Here is a 15,728-nt window from a genome sequence, read left to right on the forward strand (position 1 = left end):
GCATATGCTCATAATGTCAACAGGGAAAATGGCGGCAGCCTGACTGGGGACGAAGGCTAGCGCTTGGTGAGGCCGTACTTCTTGAGCTTGTACTGCAGGGTGCGGCGGCTGATGCCCAGCGCGTCGGCGGTTTTTTCGCGGTGCCCGGCGTAGGTGTCGAGCGCGCGCACCAGGGTCTCGCGCTCGGCGTCGTCCATGGCGCTTTCCAGGGCGTGGGGCGCGTCGGCCAGCAGGGCGCTTTGGATGTCGCCGGGGACGGCGCAGGCGTTTTTGCTGACGAGCCCTGCGAGCTGCGCCGGCAGCAGGTCCGGGCCGAAGGTGTCGGAGCGGGCCAGGATGAGCGCGCGTTCCAGCACGTTCTCCAGTTCGCGCACGTTGCCGGGCCAGTTGTGGCGGTTCAGGGCTTCGAGGAAGCCCGGGCTCACGGCGCGGATCTCCTTGTGGTTCTTCTGGCCGAGCTTGCGCAGCAGAAAGCTGGTCAAAAGCGGCAGGTCTTCCAGGCGCTCGCGCAGGGGCGGGATGGGAATCTCCAGCACGGCAAGGCGGTAGTAGAGGTCCTCGCGGAAGCGGCCCGAGGCAACGTCGGCGCGCAGGTCGCGGTTGGTGGCGGCCAGCACGCGCACGTCGGTCTCAACAGGCTTTACGGAACCCAGCGGCTCAACGATCTTCTCCTGCAGGGCGCGCAGCAGCTTGGCCTGGAGGTGGCTCGGCATGTCGCCGATCTCGTCCAGGAACAGGGTGCCGCCGCTGGCCAGCTGGAAGCGGCCGGGCTTGTCCTTCACGGCGCCGGTGAAGGCACCCTTCATGTAGCCGAAAAGTTCGCTCTCCAGGAGGTCGGCTGGCAGGGCCGCGCAGTTGACCTTGATGAGCGGCTTGCGCGAGCGGGTGCTGGCGCGGTGCAGGCCGTCGGCCACCAGCTCCTTGCCGGTGCCGCTCTCGCCCAGGATGAGCACTGTGGCCTCGCTTGGCCCGGCCTGTTCGATGAGCTCCCGCACCCGGGCGATGCCGGGGCTGGCGCCGATGATGCCTCCGCCCTGGTCGGTGCGCTCGGCGCGCAGGCGAGCGTTTTCCTCGATGAGGCGGCGGTAGTCGTAGCTCTTCTCCAGAACCGCCTTGAGCTCCTCGTTGTCGGCGGGCTTGGTCAGATAGTCGAAGGCGCCCTGCTTCATGGCGTCCACCGCGGAGCCTACGCTGCCGAAGGCGGTGAGCAGCACCACGGGCAGCCCGGGCATGCGGGCGTGCAGCTCGCGCATGAGGGTCAGGCCGTCCATGCCGGGCATCTTCATGTCGACCAGGGCCACATGGGGCTGGGTCTTGCCGAGCAGCGCCAGGGCCTTGTCGCCGCTCTCGGCGTCGGCCACGGTCCAGCCCTCGTCCTCCAGCACGGCGCGCACCATGAGCCGGTGGGCGGGCTCGTCGTCGACAATCAGGGCGGTGCGTTCGTCGGTCGTGGTCATGCGTCGTCACCTCCGTCATCAGGAGCGGAATTATCGGGGCAGTCCGGGAAGAACAGGCGCACGGTGGTGCCTTCGCCGGGGGTGGAGTCGATGAGGGCGCGGCCCTTGTGGGCGCGCATGATGCCCTGGACGATGGCGAGCCCAAGGCCCGTGCCCTGGCGCTTGGCCGTGAAGAAGGGCTCGAAGGCCTGGTTGCGCACGGCCTCGTCCATGCCGTGCCCGTTGTCCGTCACGCTGACCCAGACGCCGGGTCCGTCCAGGACGCCGTCCGCCGGGCTGGAGCGCCGGGAGGCCAGGGTGAGGCTTCCGTCGTTTTCGGGGAGCGCGTCCAGCGCGTTGACCATGAGGTTCAGCAGCGCCTGCTTGAGGCCGTCCTGGTCGGCGCAGAGCCGCGTCTCGGCCAGGTCGAGCCTGGGCGTCACGCCCTTGGCCTCCAGGTCGAAGCGCAGCAGGCCGTGCAGGCTTTCCACCACCTGGGTCAGATCGATGGGGTCCGGGGCCAGCTCGCGCGGGCGGGCCAGGTACAGAAGGTCCGTGACAACGCGGTTCAGGCGGTCGGCCTCCTGGACCATGGTGCAGGCGTAGGACGACAGCGGCTCCTGGCCCTTGAGCTTGGTGGCGAAGAGCTGGGCGAAGCCGCGCAGGGACGACAGCGGGTTCCTGATCTCGTGCGCCACGCCTGCGGCCAGCGAACCGATGGCCGCCAGACGCTTGGCCTCGGCCAGGTCGTCCTCCAGGCTCTTCATGCGCGTGCGGTCACGCAGGAGCACCAGCTTTTCCTCGGTGGGGGCCGGGTGCTGGCCCGCCAGGGCGCATGGCGGCTGGCACGTCCCGTCCTCGGTCTGGAGCGGCAGGCAGAGCACCTCCAGCAAGCGCCCGTCGTGTTCGTACTGGCGCCACTGGTCCGGGCTGGTGCCGTCCGTGGCGGCCATCTCGGCAAAGGGGAAGTCGCGGAAGTTGCGGCCCGTGAGGTCTCCTTCCGCCCCGGCCTCGGCATCCGCGGCCTTGTCGCCCAGCAGCAGGCGCGCGGCAGAGCCGTTGGCCGAGAGGATCAGTCCGCCTGGGCCGAGGGTCAAAAGGCCGTCTGGCATGTTGTCCAGCAGCTTGGAGTGGAAGCGTTCCAGACGCGCGGCCTTGAGCGCCTGGTTGCGGCGGCTCAGATAGGCCAGGGCCAGGAACCAGAGCACGGCGGCCGCGCCGAGCACGTAGCCCGTCTGGAGCAGGGCCGCTCGGCGGTAGGCGTTGAACTGGGCCAAGTGCTTGGAGGGGCTCAAGGCCGCCACCAGGAACATGGAGGGCACCTCGGGCATGCGGGCGGTGCCGGGCTCGTCCGGCGGCGGCATCATCCCACGGCCGCCACCGGCGCCCATGCCAAGGCCCATGCCACCGCCGCGCCCGCGGCCCATGCCGCTTCCTGGGCCACGGCCAGGGCCGCGCTGGCGCATTTCCGGGGGCAGGATGGGGACGCCCTGGATCACGTCGGAGCAGATGCGCGAGAGGCTGGGGCGCGCGCGCAGGGCGGCGAACAAGGCTGTCTTGCCTTGGTAGCGCAGTGGGCCTTCCCAGTGGCCCCTTGTCTCCAGCTCGGCCAGAATCTCCTCGGGCAGGGCGATGGATTCCGGTGTGTCGTCCTTGGTCGAGGCCACGACCAGGGAGCCGTCATCGGCGAAGACGCCGAGGAACACGATGTCGCCGGAGGCGGTGATCTCCTGGAAAAATTCCTTGATGGTGGGGAAGAGGTGGTTGCCCATGTCCGGGGAGCGCGCCATGGAGTGCATGATGCGCATGAGGTTGGCCTCGACCCCGTGCAGCACGGCCCCGGCCGAGAGCAGCAAGTGCTGGTCCACCAGCTCGCGCTGGCGGCGGATGTTCTGCCAGGTGAGGAAGATGCTGCCCGCGCCCAGAATCAAAAGCGCGACCACCGCGGCAAGCAGCGGGCCTTTGTCTTTGTTGAAGGAGCGCAGTTCCATGTTCCTGTACCCGTTGCCGCGGCGGTGTGTGGTGGTGGCCTGGATTTCAACCAGGCTCGTTTGTGAATGGCCGCTTCAGCGGCGGCTGTCAACAAGCCTGGGGGATTTATGGGAAAGGCGGCCCGGCTGGGGGGAGCCAACCGGACCGCCTGAAGGGAAGGTCGTCGTAGAGGTAAAGTGGGGCTAGTAGCCGCCGCCCATCATGCCGCCACGGGGGCCGTAGCCGCCGCCAGCGCCCGGGCAGTCGCCGCTGGTGATGCCGGGGCAGCCGCCGCCAGCGCCGCCGCCGAAGCCCATGCCGTAGCCGCCGCGATGGTAGCCGCGACCGAAGGAGGTGATGCCGGTTTCCTTTTCGATCTCGGCGCGCATGGCGTCACGCTCGGCGTTCATGGTGGTGCGCAGCTTGGAAATGTCGCTGATCAGGGACTGGATGTCGTTCCTCTCGGCCTTGCCGGAGCGGCTCAGAGCCTGGAGCTCGGTCTGCTTGGCCCAAATCTGCTCGCGCAGCTCGACGAGCTTCACATGGTGCTTGTCAACGATCTTCTCGACAGCGGCCTGCTTCTCGGGGGTCAGGGTGGGCTCGGCGTTGCGAGCGCGGTTGCCCTTTCCGGCGGCCATGGCGAAAGCCGACATGGAAACAAGGGCCAGGACGGTCATGGCGATGATGATGCGCTTCTTCATGGGGGATCTCCTTAAGGTTGAGTTATGCTCTGTGCGTTTGTGCGGGCTGTCCGTGCCTCGCTCCGCGTGTGTTGTTTCCTGCTTAGCATCCTCCGTGCCAACATTGAAATTTAGTAATATCAATATGTTGAATGTTTGAAACGAGAGGTTTTGTGCATCATGCTGCACAACCATTGCACAAGTAGCCTTGCGCAAGCGCTGCACAAGAGGTTGTGGTCTTGACAGCCCGCCCGCGAGGACACACCTTTCCGCAGAGGATTCGCCAAAAGGAGCACGCCATGCCCATTTACGAGTATGCCTGCAAAAAGTGTGGGAAATTATTTGAGGAACTTGTGTTTTCGGCCTCGGACGAGTCCGGGGTGGTCTGCCCGGACTGCGGCGCGGCCAAGCCTGAGCGTTGCCTGTCGGCCTGCGCGGCGGTCATCGCTGGCGAGGGGGGCGGTGCCGGGGCGGGCGCACCGGCGCTTGGCGGGGGCTGCGGATCGACCAGCCCTGGCGGCGGCGGGTTCCGCTGAGGGGCGTAGATCCTGGCTTCGGTCCGAAGCCGTTCAGGTGAAATTTACGATTTCAGCCATTTGTCCATGCCGCACAGGCCGCACGCCTCGCAGCCGCCCTTGGGGCAACCGGGGGTGTGCAGGGCGCGTCCGGCACGGGTCCATTCGCGCCACAGGCTGGCGCGCGAAACGCCCGTGTCGATGACCTCCCAGGGGAAGGCCTCATCCTCGCCGCGCTGGCGGTCGAGAATATTCGCCGCCTGGTCGGCCCAGAGGCGCATGGCTTTTTTCCAGCCGCCTTCGCTCGCGGCCAGCTGCACAAGCTCGAAGGCTTCCTCCCCCCCGCGCGAAAGCACGCCCTGGAGCCGTGCCTGGAACGGCGCGTCCACCTGCAGGGCCACTCCGCGCAGGTGCCTGGTCATGTCCTTCAGGCGCTTTTGCGCTGCCAAAAGCGTCTCTTCAGACGCCATCCCGGCCCACTGCATGGGCGTCCAGGGCTTGGGCACCAGCGAGCTTGCGCCGAGGGTGATGCGCATGAACTCCTTGGTCTTCCTGCCGTGGCCCCGGTCTCTTGCCTCGCAGATGCGCGCCAGGAAGCCCTCCAGTTCGTCGTAGTCCTCAGGTCCCTCCCAGGGCCAGCCCAGAATCAGGTACACGCGCAGGTGGTTCACGCCCAGGCGCGCCGCGCGCTCCACGGCGGCCAGGAACACCTCGGCGTCGAGCTTCTTGTTTGCCGCGTGTCGCAGCCGTTCGCTCGCGCCCTCAAGGGCCAGGGTCACGGTGCGGATGCCGCACTCGCGCAGGAAACCGAGCAGTTCCTCGGTGAGGCCGTCGGCCCGGAGCGACGACAGCGAAAATTTTGTCTTGCGCGCATGCAGCCAGCGTAGGAAGGCCAAGAGGTCCGGCCAGTCCGTGAGCGCCGTGCCCACTAGGCCCACCTTGGGCGGGTCGGCCTCCTGCACCAGGGCTTGCAGTGACTCGATGCTGGCGTGGCGCGGCGGGCGGTACACGAACCCGGCGGCGCAGAAGCGGCAGGCGTGGGGGCAGCCCCTGTTGACCTCCAGCAGCAGTGCGTCTGGGAAGGCGGCCTGCGGCCCGGTGAAGCACGACGAGGCTGGCGCGCCGAGAAGCCCGCAGTCGCCGGGGCTTATGTCGAGCACGCGGCGAACCGGGGTTTTCGAGAGCCCAGGCACGTAGATGCCCGGCATGTCCTTCACTGAGTGGAGGAAGTCCTGCTTGCTCACGCCGTCGAACACGGCCTCCTTGAGCTTCAGGCAGAAGTCTACGAGCCCGGCCTCGGCCTCGCCCACGAAGAAGGCGTCGGCCAGGGGCGCAAGGGGCGCGGGGTTCAAAAAGGCGATGGGTCCTCCCACAAGCACCAGCGGATAGTCCGGGCGTTCCGTCCGGGTGGACGGAACGCCCGCTGCGGCGAGCGCCCTAAGGAAGGGGAGGAAGTCCTCCTCAAAGGAGACGCTCGCCGCCATCAAGGGGAAGAGTCTGAGATCTCTCTGACTGTCCGCTGAGACGGGCGCATCGAAGCCCTTGCCGAGGAAGAAGCGTTCCACGGCGATCTCTGGCCTGGCCGCCAGCAGGCGATACACTGCCTGCCAGCCCAGGGCCGAGAGGCCCAAGCCTTCGTCGCCGGGAATCACAAGGGCCGCAGGGAGTCGGCCGCCGTGGTCCGGTGGCGCGGGCATGGACTTTCCGGGGCGGGTGGCGGGTGGGCGCCTGCGCTGGCGCTTCTCCTCCGCCCCGGAAGGGCGTCTCATGAGCGCTCCTAGTCCGCGTTCTTGCGGATGTAAGCCGGGGTGTCCAGCTCGTCATCCTCGAACAGGAAGTCCTCTTCGCCGGGCGCGCCCATGGCGCGCAGCGCCTGGCGCTGGGTCTGGGCCTGGCCTTCCACCGGGGCCGCGGCGCCGAAGCGCATGAAGGCCGGGACCTCGCGGTTGTTTCCGGCGATGACGCTACTGATCGTGTTGCGACGCGGGCGCGGGGTGATGCCCTGCACCGGGGTCAGGATGGCGCGCGCGCCGCCGACCAGGGTCTCCGGCTTGGGCGCGACCTCGCGCTGCTCGATGCTGGTGGCGATGACCGTGACGCAGAGCTCGTCGCCCAGGCTGTCGTCGGCCACGACGCCGAACACGATGTTGGCCTGCTCGTGGGCTTCCTTGCTGATGAGGTCGCTGACCTCCTGGATCTCGTCGGTGCCGAGGTCGGCTCCGGCGGTGATGTTGTACAGAACGCCGCGCGCACCGGCGATGGACACGTCCTCCAGCAGCGGGCTGGTGATGGCCTTCAGGGCGGCCTCGCGGGCGCGGTTCTCGCCGGAGGCGATGCCGGTGCCCATGAGCGCCATGCCCGAGCCGGTCATGATGGCCTTCACGTCGGCGAAGTCCAGGTTGATCAATCCGTGCACGGTGATGAGGTCGGAGATGCCCTTGACGGCGTAGAACAGGACCTCGTCGGCCTTTTTCAGCATGTCGGCGAAGCCGGCCTTCTTGGCGGCCATCTGGAGCAGGCGGTCGTTGGGGATGGTGATGATGGAGTCCACCACCTGCTTCAGCTCGGCGATGCCTTTCTCGGCCTGCTGCATGCGGCGCTTGCCCTCGAAGTAGAAGGGCTTGGTGACCACGGCCACGGTGAGCGAACCGGCCTCGCGGGCGGCCTGGGCGATGACCGGAGCCGCGCCGGTGCCGGTGCCGCCGCCCATGCCCGCGGTGATGAACACCATGTCGGTGTTCTGGAGCACGTCGCGGATCTGGTCGATGCTCTCCAGCGCGGCGTTGCGGCCCACCTCGGGGTTGGCGCCGGCGCCAAGGCCCTTGGTCAGCTTGCCGCCAAGCTGGATGGTGTGGTCGGCCAGCGACTTCTCGATGTCCTGTGCGTCGGTGTTGGCGGCAATGAAGCTGACGCCGGTCAACTGCGACTGGATCATGTTGTTGATGGCGTTGCCGCCGCCGCCGCCGCAGCCGATGACCTTGATTTTAGCGCTCATGTCGTTGTCGATCTCGAAATGTGCCATGACTTCCTCCTCCCTGGAGCTGTGATGATGCGTGAAAAACCCCTATGGCCACACCGCGCTTAGGCGATGTCCACAAACCATTTCTTCATCCGGCCGAGAATGCGGTTGAACACATTGTCGTCGCGGATGCGGAAATCACCCCCGCCGCTTTTCACGACCCGGTTTTCGGCTCCGTAGAGCAGAAGGCCGACGGCAGTGGCGTATTTGGGGTTGTTGACCATGTCGTGCAGGCCGCCCACATACTCGGGGTAGCCCACGCGCACCGGCAGGTCGAACACCTGCTCGGCCAGGTCCTGCATGCCGTGGATCAGCGAGGTGCCGCCCGTGAGGACGACGCCCGCGGCGATCTGGTTCTTGTAACCGCTCTTGATGAGCTCCTGGTCCACCAGGGCGAGGATCTCCTCGCACCGGGGCTCGCAGATCTCGGCCAGCACGCGTTTGCTCATGGCTCGGGAGTCGCGCCCGCCCACGCTCGGCACCTCGATGCCCTCGTCCACCTTGACCAGTTCGGCCAGGGCGCACCCGTGGTCGATCTTGATCTTTTCGGCGGCTGTCATGGGGGTGCGCAGGCCAAAGGCGATGTCGTTGGTCAGGTTGTTTCCGCCAAGGGCCAGCACGGCGGTGTGCTTGATGGAGTCCTTGGAGAAGATGGCGATGTCCGTGGTGCCGCCGCCCAGGTCCACCAGGCACACGCCGATCTCGCGCTCCTCTGCGGAGAGAACGGCTTTGCTGGAGGCCAGGGACTCGAGCACGATGTCGGCCACGTCGAGGCCCGAGCGGTGGCACGAGCGCACGATGTTCTGGGCCGAGGTCACCGCGCCGGTGACGATGTGGACCTTCACCTCCAGGCGAACGCCGGCCATGCCCAGCGGATCGGCGATGCCGCGCTGGTCGTCGACGATGAACTCCTGGGGCAGGGTGTGGATGACCTCGCGGTCCAGCGGAATGGCCACGGCCTTGGCGGCCTCGATGACGCGGTCAACGTCCTTCTGGGTGACCTCGCCGCCCTTGACGGCGATGACCCCGTGGCTGTTGAAGCCCTTGATGTGGCTCCCCGCGATGCCCGCGTAGACCGAGTGGATCTCGCACCCCGCCATCAGCTCGGCCTCTTCCAAAGCCTTCTTGATGGACTGCACAGTCTGTTCGATGTTCACCACCACGCCCCGGCGCAGTCCCGTTGACGGACTTGTGCCGATGCCGATGATGTCCACCACTCCGTCGTCCTTGGCTTCGCCCACCACGGCGCATATTTTCGTGGTGCCGATGTCAAGGCCGACAATGATGTCGCTCTTGGCCATGTTTTCCTCCCTTGTTAGACTCGCCAAAGGGCCGGGCCTTCCCTATTCTTCCCCGTCAGGAAGCCCCGTGCTTCTGCCTCTTCTCCACCCAAACTTTTCCGCCGCTGGCCTCGATGGCCGCAACCTGCCCGGCTTCGCCGCGCAGCTTGAGGTCCCGCCAGACGGTTTCAATGCGATTAAAATGCGTCTCCCAGTCGACCAGTTCCGTGCGCACGCGGATGCGCAGCGCGTCCAGGTACATCTCCACCTGGCCGGAGTCCGTGAACTTCACCCAGGCCATCTGGCCCAGGGCGAAGGGCAGGTCCTGCTTGTTCATGCGCGCCACCATGGCCTCCACCACCTGCTGCTGGTCCGCAAGCTCCGGGGAGATGTCCAGCAGCGGCAGAGAGGCGGAGTCGCCTGGCGCCAGCTGCGTGATGATGGCTCCCTTGGCGTCGGCGAAGTAGAGCTGCCCGTCCTGGCGCACCCAGAAGGAGGGCTGGCGCTCCACCATGGTGATGAAGAGCTTGTCCGGCAGCTCGCGGCGCACGGTGACGAACTCCACCCAGGGGTTGCGCGAGAGCGAGGCCTCGACCCGGCTCACGTTGACGCCGAGGCTGTTCTGGCCCAGGCGCAGGCCCGCGATCTCCAGCACCTGCCCGTAGGCCAGGCGCATGTTGCCGCTGACGGTGATCTCGGTCAGGCCCAGGGCCGGGGTGGTTGTCACGAAGCGGTAGCCGTAGATGAGCCCCGCGCCCAGGCTGCCCAGCACCGCCAGGGCTGCGAAGAACAGCATGACGTTCTTCACGGCCACTGCGGTGTCCATGACCAGCCCGGAGCCCACGTCCTTGCGCGGCCGGTTCAGCCGGACCGCCGGTTTGCGCGTCTCGCGCGGCTTGCGCTGCACTCCGCCGGGGCGAATCATGTGAGCACCACCACTTCGGTTTCAAGGTTCAGGCTGAAGCGGTCGAAGACCATGGCCCGCCCGTGTTCCAAAAGCTCCAGGGCCTCGGCCGCCGTGCCGCCGCCCTCGTTGACCAGGAAATTCGCGTGCACCGTGGAGAAGGCCATGCCGCCCAGGCGCTTGCCCTTGCACCCCGCCTCGTCGAGCAGCCTGCCCGCGCCCATTCCCGCGGGCAGCCCCTGCGGGTTCTTGAACACGCAGCCCGCGCTTTTGGCGGTGACGGGCTGGGTGGCCTTCTTTCTGGCGTAGTTCTCCTCCATGCGCTTGCGAATGGCGAAGGGCTTGTCCGCGAGCAGGATGAACTCCGCCTCCCAGATGAGCCAGAAGCTGGCGCCCATCCGGGGATCGAAATGCCGGTAGCCGAAGGAGCAGTCCCTGGCCTCGCGCCAGGTGAGCCCGGTCTCGGGCGTCCAGATGCGCACCCGGGAGAGCCGCGCGCCCAGCTCCACGCCGTAGGAACCGGCGTTCATGGCCACGCTGCCGCCGATGCGGCCCGGCACGCCGGTGAGACCTTCCAGCCCGGTGAGCCCGGCGCGCTGGCAGAAGCCCACCAGCCTGGGCAGGCGCAGACCAGCGCCCGCGCGGACGAGGGTTGTGCCGTCCTGCTGCTTGAAAATCTGTGCCGGGGCGTTGTTGGCCGCGCGCACCAGCACCAGCGCGTGGGGGGGGTCCGCCGCCAGCAGGTTGCTGCCCGCGCCAAGCGCCAGGGGCCGACCGCCCAGGCCGGGCAGGACGCGCGCCAGTTCGTCCAGCCCGGCCTCGCACGAGACCACGGCCTCGGCCAGGGCGGGGCCGCCCAGGCGAAGGGTGGTGCGCTCCTTCAGGAGCACGTCGCGCGTGAGGGTCAGGGGCATGTGCGTTTACGCCTCGCTCGAAATGGTTGCGTCGTCTTCGGGCTCGTTCAGCCAGAACTCGCCGATCTTCCAGATGCTCCCGGCGCCCAGGGTCAGGAACAGGTCGCCCGGTTTCAGGATTTCCTTCAGCTGGCGCTCAATGCCCGCGAAGTCGGGGAAGAAGCGCACCTTGGTCTTGCTCACCTGCTTGATGCCCTGGGCCAGGGACAGGCCGTTGACGCCGGGGATCGGGGCCTCGCTGGCCGGGTAGATCTCGGTCAGGAGCAGCAGGTCGGCCTGTGAGAACACGGTGCAGAACTCGCCGAACAGGGCCTGGGTCCGCGTGAAGCGGTGCGGCTGGAAGGCAACGATGAGCCTGCGGTCGGGGTAGCAGGCCTTGGCGGTCTCCAGCGTGGCCTTGATCTCGGCCGGGTGGTGGCCGTAGTCGTCCACCACGAGCACGCCGTGGCGCTCGCCCTTGCGCTCGAACCTGCGGCCCACGCCGCCGAAATTCTCCAGCCCCTTCATGATGGCGTCCTTGGGCAACCCGGCCTCGATGGCCACGCCGATGGCGCCCAGGGCGTTCAACACGTTGTGCAGGCCCGGGTGGGCCAGGGTCACCTGCCCCCAGCTCTCGCCGTCCATGCTCACCTCGAAGATGCTGCGCAGGCTTGAGGCGGTGATCTGGCCGCGCAGGCGGTTCTTCTTGCCCAGGCCGTAGGTCAGGCAGGGACGCTTGATGAGGGGCAGCAGGCGCTGCACGCCCGGGTCGTCGCCGCAGACCACGTTGACCCCGTAAAAGGGAATGGCGTTCATGAACGTGGTGAAGGATTTGTCGATGGCGTCCATGTCCGCGTAGAAATCCATGTGGTCCTTGTCCACGTTGGTCACCACCGTCATGATGGGCGAGAGGCAGAGGAAACTACCGTCGCTCTCGTCGGCCTCGGCGATGAGGAACTCGCCCTCGCCCAGGCGGGCGTTGGAGCCGTAGGTGTTCAGCCGTCCGCCGATGATGACGGTGGGGTCCAGCCCGGCCTCGGTGAAGATGGTCGCCAGAAGCGAGGTGGTGGTGGTCTTGCCGTGGGTTCCGGCCACGGCGATGCCCGTGCGCATGCGCATGAGCTCGGCCAGCATCTCCGCGCGGGGGATGATGGGGATGGACAGCTCGCGGGCGCGCACCAGCTCCGGGTTCGAGTCCTGGATGGCGGTGGACTTGACCACCACGTCGGCCTTGCCCAGGTTGTCGGCCCCGTGGCCGATGAACACCTGCGCGCCGAGCTTTTTCAGGCGGTGCACGGCGCTGCCTGCGGCCATGTCCGAGCCGGTGACGGTGAAGCCCATGTTCAGGAGCACCTCTGCGATGCCGCTCATGCCCGCGCCGCCGATGCCCACCATGTGCACGGTGGAGACGCGGCTGTACATTGCCGGGCTGGCGCTGCGGCCGGGGACTGCGATGGTTGTCGTCTCTGTCATGGTTTCACCTCTCTCTTTCGCCTGCCGGTGCTACCGCGCCGCCTGGCGGCACAGTTTTTCCAGTCCGTCGACTATGGCCGAGGCGGCGTCCGGCCGCGCAAAATCCTTGGCCGCGCGGCCCATGGACCCAAGCCGCGCCGCGTCGCCCAGCAGCCCCAGCACAAGGATCGCCAGGGTCGTGCCGTCGAGGCGCTTCTGGTCGGCCAGGATGGCCGCGCCCAGGGCCTCCAGGGCCTTGGCGTTGACGCGCTGGTGGTCGTGGGCGGCAAAGGGGAACGGCACCAGCACCGACGGGGTGCCCGTGGCCGCCAGCTCGAAAATTGTCGAAGCCCCGGCCCGGCACAGGGCAAGATCCGCCCAGGCGTATGCCCCGGCCATGTCCTCCACAAAGCCCTGCACCTGGGAGTCGTCCGCCCCGGCGGCGCGGTAGGCGGCGCGGATGCGCTCCACATCGGCCTTGCCCGCCTGGTGCAGGATGTTCACCCGCGCGGCCATGAGCTGCGGCAGGGCGGCCACCACCAGGTCGTTCAAGGGCTTGGCGCCCTGGCTGCCGCCCAGCACCAGCAGGTTGCGCCCGGCGCCCGGGGTGCGGTCCACGCTGGCGATCTCGGCGCGCACTGGGTTGCCTGTGCGCAGCACCTTGGAGGCGGGGAAATTCTTGTGGCGGTCCTCAAAGGACACGAACACCTTGCCCACCAGCTTGCCCAGGATGCGGTTGGTGACGCCCGCCACGGAATTCTGTTCGTGCACGGCGCTTGGGATGCCAAGCAGCGCCGCGGCCAGCACCGGGCAGAAGCCCGCGTAGCCGCCGAAGCCGATGACCGCCTGGGGCTGGAAGCGCCGGAGCGCGCGCGTGGCCAGGATGACGCTTTTGCCCACCCAGACCGTGGCCAGCAGCGCCTTGACGCCCTTGCCGAGCACGCCGCTGGCGGGCAGCGCCTCAAAGGACAGCCCGGCCTTGCGCGCCAGCTCGCCCTCCGGGCCGTTGCCGCCCAGGAAGAGCACGCGGGCCTCGGGGGTGCGGCGGCGCACTTCGGCAGCCACGGAAAGCGCCGGGAAGATGTGCCCTCCCGTGCCGCCGGTGGTGACCACCAGCCGTGAAATGTGCTGCGCCGTGCTCATGTGCGGTTCCTCGAAAGGTTGAGGAGGATGCCCACGCAGATGAAGGACACGATGAGCGAACTGCCGCCGTAGCTGATGAAGGGCATGGGCACGCCTTTGGGCGGCACGGTGCCGAGCACCACCGCCAGGTTCATGCACGCGCCCAGCGCCAGCACGATGGTCATGCCGAAAGCGGTCAGCCTGTCCATGAGGTCCTCTTGCAGGAAGGCCACGCGGAAGGCGCGCAGGAACAGGAAGCCCATGAGCAGCAGCACCAGCGACAGGCCGAAGAAGCCCAGCTCTTCGCCCACCACGGCCATGATGAAGTCGTTGTGGGCCTCGGGCAGGAAGAGCAGCTTCTGCTTGCCCGCGCCAAGCCCGGCCCCGAAGAACCGGCCCGAGCCGAAGGCGTAGAGCGACTGCACCAGCTGATAGCCGGTGGTCTTGGCCGTGGCGAAGGGATCAAGGAAGGCGGTCCAGCGCTTGAGGCGATAGGGAGAGGAGGCGATGAGCAGCCAGCCGCCCCAGCCGCCCGCCAGCATTGCGCCCACCAGATAGATGATGCGGGTGCCGCCGGCCAGGCACATGAACATGAGCAGGATGGCCAGGAGCATGGCGCCGCCGAAGTCCGGCTGCATGAGCAGCAGCAGGCTCAGGATGCCCGTGGCCGCGAAGGGCGGGATGAAGCCGACGCTGAAGGTCTTGACCTGCATGATCTCCTGCTTGCGCGAGAAGAAGTAGGCCAGGTAGAGCACCAGCGCTGGCTTGGCGAACTCCAGCGGCTGCAGCGAGATCGGCCCGAGGGAGATCCAGCGCCGTGCGCCGCCTGCCGTGGTGCCGATGACCAGGCACAGCCCCAGCAGCGCCACGGCCAGGAACATCCACACGTAGGTCAGGTCGTAGAAGAATTTGCGGTTCACCCGCGCGCAGAAGATCATGGCCGCGATGCCCACGACGCAGAACACCGCCTGCTTTTTGAAGAACAGGTACTTGTCGTGGTAGAAGCGCTCGGCCATCATGCCGGAGCTGGAAAAGACCATGATCAGCCCGAAGCCCGCCAGCAGCACGGCGGCGAACAGGAGCCAGTAGTCCATGGGATAGTACTGGGTGCCGCGGCGCTGGTTCATGAGCGCACCTCCGCGGCAAGGGCCGCCGCCACGCGGGCGAAGTCGCGGCCGCGCTCGGTGTAGCCGGAGTAGGCGTCGAAGCTGGCCGTAGCCGGGGAGAGCAGGATCGCGTCGCCGGGCTTTGCCAGGCTGAACTGGCGGCGCACGGCGGCCTCCAGGGTCTGGTCCCAGCTAACGGGGAAGTGCGGGGCCAGGGCGGGCTCGAAGACCTCGCGGCTGGCGCCGAACAGGCCCACCGACACCACGCGTTCCTTCAGCGCGGGCAGGATGTCCTCCACAACGCCGCCCTTGAACACGCCGCCCATGAGCAGACGCACTGGCCTGTTGAAGCTTTTCACCGCCGCGGCGACGGAATCAAGGGTGGTTGCCTTGGAGTCGTTGACGAAGACCACGCCGGCTGCCTCGCCCACAGGCTCGATGCGGTGCGGCAGGGCCTTGAAGGCGGCGATGGCCGCGCGGGCCTGGGCTTCAGTCACGCCGAAGGGGCGCACCATGCGCCAGGCGGCGGCGATGTTCTCGCGGTTGTGCTCGCCCGGCAGGCCCGGGCAGTCGAAATCCGTATCGGCGGAGAAGTAGTCGCGTTGGGCCTTGGTGAACCCGCGCGCCTCAAGCTCCTCGCGCATGGCCGCGGGCGCGATGGCCAACGCGCCATGGTCCTGGCGTGCGAAGAGGTTCAGCTTGGCCGAGAGGTACTCCTCCATGTCCAGGTGGTAGTCCAGGTGGTTGGCGGAGAAGTTGAGCAGGGCCGCCACTCTGGGGGCGAAGGTCCGGCAGTTCTGGAGCTGGAAGCTCGAAATCTCGATGACCAGCACGTCGGCGGCGGCGTCCCGCATGAGGTAGTCGCACAGGGGCGTGCCGATGTTGCCGCCGACAAACGGCGTCAGGCCCGCGTGCTCCAGGATGTGCCCGACGAGGGTCGTGGTGGTGGTCTTGCCGTTGGTGCCGGTGATGGCGATGACCGGCTCGTCGAGGAACCAGGAGGCGAACTCCATCTCCGCCACCACGCGCCAGGGCTCCACTCCCGCCAGCACAACCGCGAGTTTCTTCACCGGCACGCCGGGGGAGAGCACCACCAGGTGCGCATCGCTGAACTGCTCCGGCCGGTGCGGGCCGACTTCAAGGGTCAGGGCGGCTGCGGCCGGGTTGTCCGTCACCTTCAGAAGAACGTCCTGCGAAAGGTCGGCCTTGGCATCGACGAGGCGCACGCGGGCGCCCATGGACAGCAGGAAACGGCAAGCGGCAAGCCCGGAAACGCCCGCGCCGACGACGACGACGAGACGGTTCTCGAAAATCTTTAGACTTTTCAGGCTGTCACGTTTCCTGTCCATG

13 protein-coding genes are annotated in these 15,728 nt (G+C 67.6%); 1 reads left to right on the forward strand and 12 read right to left on the reverse strand.

Annotation, left to right across the window (positions count from 1 at the left end; genetic code table 11):
• Window positions 1–56: 56 nt before the first annotated feature.
• From RDU24_RS04340 to RDU24_RS04350, 3 genes are all read right to left on the reverse strand, one after another.
• Complete coding sequence (locus RDU24_RS04340) at window positions 57–1,457, reverse strand: sigma-54-dependent transcriptional regulator (RefSeq protein WP_308734511.1); 1,401 nt, start codon at window positions 1,455–1,457, stop codon at window positions 57–59.
• A complete protein-coding gene (locus RDU24_RS04345; protein ID WP_308734512.1) occupies window positions 1,454–3,427 on the reverse strand; it encodes a two-component system sensor histidine kinase NtrB in 1,974 nt (657 codons plus the stop codon). Before RDU24_RS04345 ends, RDU24_RS04340 begins: the two co-directional genes overlap by 4 nt.
• Window positions 3,428–3,610: 183 nt before the next feature.
• Window positions 3,611–4,108 (reverse strand): Spy/CpxP family protein refolding chaperone, encoded by a 498-nt coding sequence (locus tag RDU24_RS04350; protein WP_308734513.1) that lies wholly within the window; start codon window positions 4,106–4,108, stop codon window positions 3,611–3,613.
• Window positions 4,109–4,386: 278 nt separating this feature from the next.
• On the opposite strand from RDU24_RS04350, the gene RDU24_RS04355 reads away from it, so the two are divergent.
• Window positions 4,387–4,623, forward strand: a complete 237-nt coding sequence (locus RDU24_RS04355; protein WP_308734514.1) for an FmdB family zinc ribbon protein — start codon at window positions 4,387–4,389, stop codon at window positions 4,621–4,623.
• Window positions 4,624–4,667: 44 nt separating this feature from the next.
• On the opposite strand, the gene RDU24_RS04360 is transcribed toward RDU24_RS04355, so the two are convergent.
• The 9 genes from RDU24_RS04360 to murD form a co-directional block, all read right to left on the reverse strand.
• Window positions 4,668–6,371 (reverse strand): radical SAM protein, encoded by a 1,704-nt coding sequence (locus tag RDU24_RS04360; protein WP_308734515.1) that lies wholly within the window; start codon window positions 6,369–6,371, stop codon window positions 4,668–4,670.
• A gap of 8 nt (window positions 6,372–6,379) precedes the next feature.
• Window positions 6,380–7,624 (reverse strand): cell division protein FtsZ, encoded by a 1,245-nt coding sequence (ftsZ, locus tag RDU24_RS04365; RefSeq protein ID WP_308734516.1) that lies wholly within the window; start codon window positions 7,622–7,624, stop codon window positions 6,380–6,382.
• Window positions 7,625–7,683: 59 nt separating this feature from the next.
• Window positions 7,684–8,922 carry a cell division protein FtsA gene (gene ftsA, locus RDU24_RS04370; protein WP_308734517.1) on the reverse strand — a complete coding sequence of 413 codons (1,239 nt, stop codon included), beginning with the start codon at window positions 8,920–8,922 and terminating at the stop codon, window positions 7,684–7,686.
• A gap of 55 nt (window positions 8,923–8,977) precedes the next feature.
• Window positions 8,978–9,826, reverse strand: coding sequence for a cell division protein FtsQ/DivIB (locus RDU24_RS04375; protein WP_308734518.1), 849 nt, complete (start codon window positions 9,824–9,826; stop codon window positions 8,978–8,980).
• Complete coding sequence (murB, locus tag RDU24_RS04380) at window positions 9,823–10,719, reverse strand: UDP-N-acetylmuramate dehydrogenase (protein WP_308734519.1); 897 nt, start codon at window positions 10,717–10,719, stop codon at window positions 9,823–9,825. Before murB ends, RDU24_RS04375 begins: the two co-directional genes overlap by 4 nt.
• A 6-nt stretch (window positions 10,720–10,725) precedes the next feature.
• On the reverse strand, window positions 10,726–12,120 hold the full coding sequence (gene murC / locus RDU24_RS04385; protein ID WP_308734652.1) for a UDP-N-acetylmuramate--L-alanine ligase: 1,395 nt from the start codon (window positions 12,118–12,120) through the stop codon (window positions 10,726–10,728).
• Window positions 12,121–12,201: 81 nt separating this feature from the next.
• A complete protein-coding gene (murG, locus tag RDU24_RS04390) occupies window positions 12,202–13,293 on the reverse strand; it encodes an undecaprenyldiphospho-muramoylpentapeptide beta-N-acetylglucosaminyltransferase (RefSeq protein WP_308734520.1) in 1,092 nt (363 codons plus the stop codon).
• Window positions 13,290–14,399, reverse strand: a complete 1,110-nt coding sequence (gene ftsW, locus RDU24_RS04395; protein ID WP_308734521.1) for a putative lipid II flippase FtsW — start codon at window positions 14,397–14,399, stop codon at window positions 13,290–13,292. Before ftsW ends, murG begins: the two co-directional genes overlap by 4 nt.
• Complete coding sequence (murD, locus tag RDU24_RS04400; protein ID WP_308734522.1) at window positions 14,396–15,727, reverse strand: UDP-N-acetylmuramoyl-L-alanine--D-glutamate ligase; 1,332 nt, start codon at window positions 15,725–15,727, stop codon at window positions 14,396–14,398. The genes ftsW and murD overlap by 4 nt, the downstream gene beginning before the upstream one ends.
• Window position 15,728: the final 1 nt, after the last annotated feature.

This window comes from Humidesulfovibrio sp. (assembly GCF_031082295.1).
GTDB lineage: Bacteria > Desulfobacterota > Desulfovibrionia > Desulfovibrionales > Desulfovibrionaceae > Humidesulfovibrio.

What these genes read in the sequence shown, in the direction of transcription:
- murB (WP_308734519.1), bottom strand. Translation starts at nt 10,719, where the DNA reads ATGCCCCTGACCCTCACGCGCGACGTGCTCCTGAAGGAGCGCACCACC.
- murG (WP_308734520.1), bottom strand. Translation starts at nt 13,293, where the DNA reads ATGAGCACGGCGCAGCACATTTCACGGCTGGTGGTCACCACCGGCGGC.
- RDU24_RS04350 (WP_308734513.1), bottom strand. Translation starts at nt 4,108, where the DNA reads ATGAAGAAGCGCATCATCATCGCCATGACCGTCCTGGCCCTTGTTTCC.
- RDU24_RS04345 (WP_308734512.1), bottom strand. Translation starts at nt 3,427, where the DNA reads ATGGAACTGCGCTCCTTCAACAAAGACAAAGGCCCGCTGCTTGCCGCG.
- RDU24_RS04375 (WP_308734518.1), bottom strand. Translation starts at nt 9,826, where the DNA reads ATGATTCGCCCCGGCGGAGTGCAGCGCAAGCCGCGCGAGACGCGCAAA.
- ftsZ (WP_308734516.1), bottom strand. Translation starts at nt 7,624, where the DNA reads ATGGCACATTTCGAGATCGACAACGACATGAGCGCTAAAATCAAGGTC.
- ftsW (WP_308734521.1), bottom strand. Translation starts at nt 14,399, where the DNA reads ATGAACCAGCGCCGCGGCACCCAGTACTATCCCATGGACTACTGGCTC.
- RDU24_RS04355 (WP_308734514.1), top strand. Translation starts at nt 4,387, where the DNA reads ATGCCCATTTACGAGTATGCCTGCAAAAAGTGTGGGAAATTATTTGAG.
- murC (WP_308734652.1), bottom strand. Translation starts at nt 12,120, where the DNA reads ATGTACAGCCGCGTCTCCACCGTGCACATGGTGGGCATCGGCGGCGCG.
- ftsA (WP_308734517.1), bottom strand. Translation starts at nt 8,922, where the DNA reads ATGGCCAAGAGCGACATCATTGTCGGCCTTGACATCGGCACCACGAAA.
- RDU24_RS04360 (WP_308734515.1), bottom strand. Translation starts at nt 6,371, where the DNA reads ATGAGACGCCCTTCCGGGGCGGAGGAGAAGCGCCAGCGCAGGCGCCCA.
- murD (WP_308734522.1), bottom strand. Translation starts at nt 15,727, where the DNA reads ATGGACAGGAAACGTGACAGCCTGAAAAGTCTAAAGATTTTCGAGAAC.
- RDU24_RS04340 (WP_308734511.1), bottom strand. Translation starts at nt 1,457, where the DNA reads ATGACCACGACCGACGAACGCACCGCCCTGATTGTCGACGACGAGCCC.